The following is a 2,343-nucleotide window of genomic DNA, read 5'->3' on the forward strand; positions in this document are numbered from 1 at the left end:
AGCGCAAATCAACAGCCAAGTTTAACAGAGCTTTTTATTAAGTTAACCTTAAGAATCATAAAGTAAAATATTCGGTGAAACTACTAAACTCGCAAAAAGGAGTTTTATTTCTATGAATATTTTATTAGCAGAAGATGATGCAAGACTTGGCGAGCTAATTGTCTATATGTTAAAAAAGAAAGCGGGTTATAAGGTGGAATGGGTGACGGATGGGGAGGATGCGTTTTATTACGCAACAGCTGCCCATTACGATGTCATTATTATGGACTGGATGATGCCCAATGGGGATGGTGTCCTTGTCTGCCGACGCCTGCGAAAACAAGGTTACTCAGGTCCGATTCTGATGCTCACGGCCAAAGACTCTATTCAGGACCGGATCGAGGGATTGGATTCAGGAGCGGACGATTATCTGGTAAAACCGTTTGAGATTGGCGAGCTATTAGCCCGGCTGCGAGCCCTTTCCCGCCGTAACTATGCGCCGATTATCGAAGAAGAGGTTCAGATAGAAGATTTAGTGTTAAAGCGAATGAGCCACCAGGTTCGTCTTGGAAGTGAAGAAATTCAATTGTCACCAAGAGAGTTTCAATTGTTGGATTTATTGGTGCAAAATAAGGGACAGGTATTGCCGCGCGAGTTGATTTTGGAACGAATCTGGGGATTGGATTCGGACGTTGCTCCGAAAACTATAGATGCAACAGTCAAGCTCATTCGAAAGAAGTTGGTTCCCTTGAGTAACAAGGAATTCCTGCAAAGTATTAGAGGGGTGGGCTATAAGTTTGAAAACTAGATGGCGTCATCTCCTTTTATTTATAGGGAATCCTCATGAGAAGGATCTTTTTAGAAGAACGCAAGGCCGGCTAACCCGAATTTACAGTGGACTGCTCATTCTGTTTTTGGTTCTGTTTATTGCTATTGTTTATACTGTTTTACATTTCGTTATTATGAAAAATCAAGAACAGGAATTGCGGACATTATTGGTCCAGGAATCTGATTATATAGAAAATTATTTGGTAAAGAACAATCAAAGTGACTGGAATAAAGCAGATAATCAGGAGCTGGTTTTTGCTGGAGCTAATCAATTTTTTTACTATGTGGTGAACTCAAATGGTGAAATGATCATGGGGAATGAAGATAATCCTCGATTACGCCCGGAATTACTTCGTCTGGTAACCAATCTGGATCACAATGAGACGGGGATGCATCGGGAAACCCTACAAATGAGCGAAAAACCAATGGGGAGAATGAACAGAGGAGAATTTCATGCCACGGGAGAGAATGAAGATCTTCGATTATTGATTGCCAGTCAGCCTATTGTCGTGAAAGGCCAATATATTGGCCAGCTTTATATTGGGAAAGATATTTCCTTTACTTACCAATTGTTCCAGTGGGTCCTAACGATTTTAATCATAATGGGCATTGTCTTTTTCGGGGTCGCCGTATACATGAGTGTAGTGATGTCGAAAAGAGCAATGGTTCCAATAAGTAAAGCTTTTACTAGACAGCGAGAATTTGTGGGGGATGCCTCTCATGAGCTCCGTACACCTCTTAGTGTATTGCTATCGTCCATTGATGCTATGGAAATGACGATGGACCTTGATGAAAAAGAGTTTGTTGGAAGGCTGCTGTTTAATATGAGACAAGAAGTCAAAAGGATGACAAATTTGGTCGGTGACCTGCTGACCCTTGCACGGTCCGATTCGAATACACTTGAAGTTCGAAATGAGATGTTTGATTTTCATCCGTATGCAGAAAAAGCCGTGGAATCCGTGAAGCCACTGGCGGAAGAGAAGGAAATATTGCTTAGGCTGGAGTCATCGGGTAGCTTGCCGGCTGTAGGAGATCCGGAACGATTATCACAGTTATTATACATCTTGTTGGATAATGCCATTAAATATACCCCCAACCATGGGGAGGTTCTGCTCACGTTAGAAAAAGCAGGAACAGATTTGTGTTTTGCTGTTAAGGATACAGGAATCGGCATCAGGAAGGAAGATATCCCACTGATTTTCGAACGTTTTTACCGGGTGGATAAATCGCGGTCCAGGCAGATGGGTGGTCATGGATTGGGACTGTCGATTGCAAAATGGATTGTGGATACCCATAAGGGAAGCATACGCGTTTCATGTGAACAAGGCAAAGGAACAACATTCTTGGTGCGAATTCCCCGGGTACTCATAGCCCAGGATGGAACGTAGCAATGAAACATCTACAGAGCCAAAAGAAGTAGACCAGAACGGTCTTTTTTTTTTTTGTTTTTCTAGAATTTTTGCAGGAGAAGGAAAAAGAATCGAGAAGTCTATAAATATCATCATTTTGTTTCGGAAATTACGAGATTTATGTTTT

General features: G+C 41.8%; 2 protein-coding genes. Both read left to right on the forward strand.

What is annotated here, in order from left to right:
• The first annotated feature begins 112 nt into the window (after positions 1-112).
• Positions 113-787: a response regulator transcription factor gene (locus V7083_RS15180; protein WP_335479258.1), complete on the forward strand. Its 675-nt coding sequence runs from the start codon at positions 113-115 to the stop codon at positions 785-787.
• Positions 777-2,195: a sensor histidine kinase gene (locus V7083_RS15185; RefSeq protein ID WP_335479261.1), complete on the forward strand. Its 1,419-nt coding sequence runs from the start codon at positions 777-779 to the stop codon at positions 2,193-2,195. Before V7083_RS15180 ends, V7083_RS15185 begins: the two co-directional genes overlap by 11 nt.
• The last annotated feature ends 148 nt before the right edge of the window (positions 2,196-2,343 follow it).

The sequence above is a fragment of the Bacillus sp. JJ1764 genome, assembly GCF_036962145.1.
Taxonomy (GTDB): Bacteria; Bacillota; Bacilli; order Bacillales; family Cytobacillaceae; genus Neobacillus.

Coding starts and splice junctions, on each gene's coding strand:
- V7083_RS15180 (WP_335479258.1), top strand. CDS start 113: ATGAATATTTTATTAGCAGAAGATGATGCAAGACTTGGCGAGCTAATT.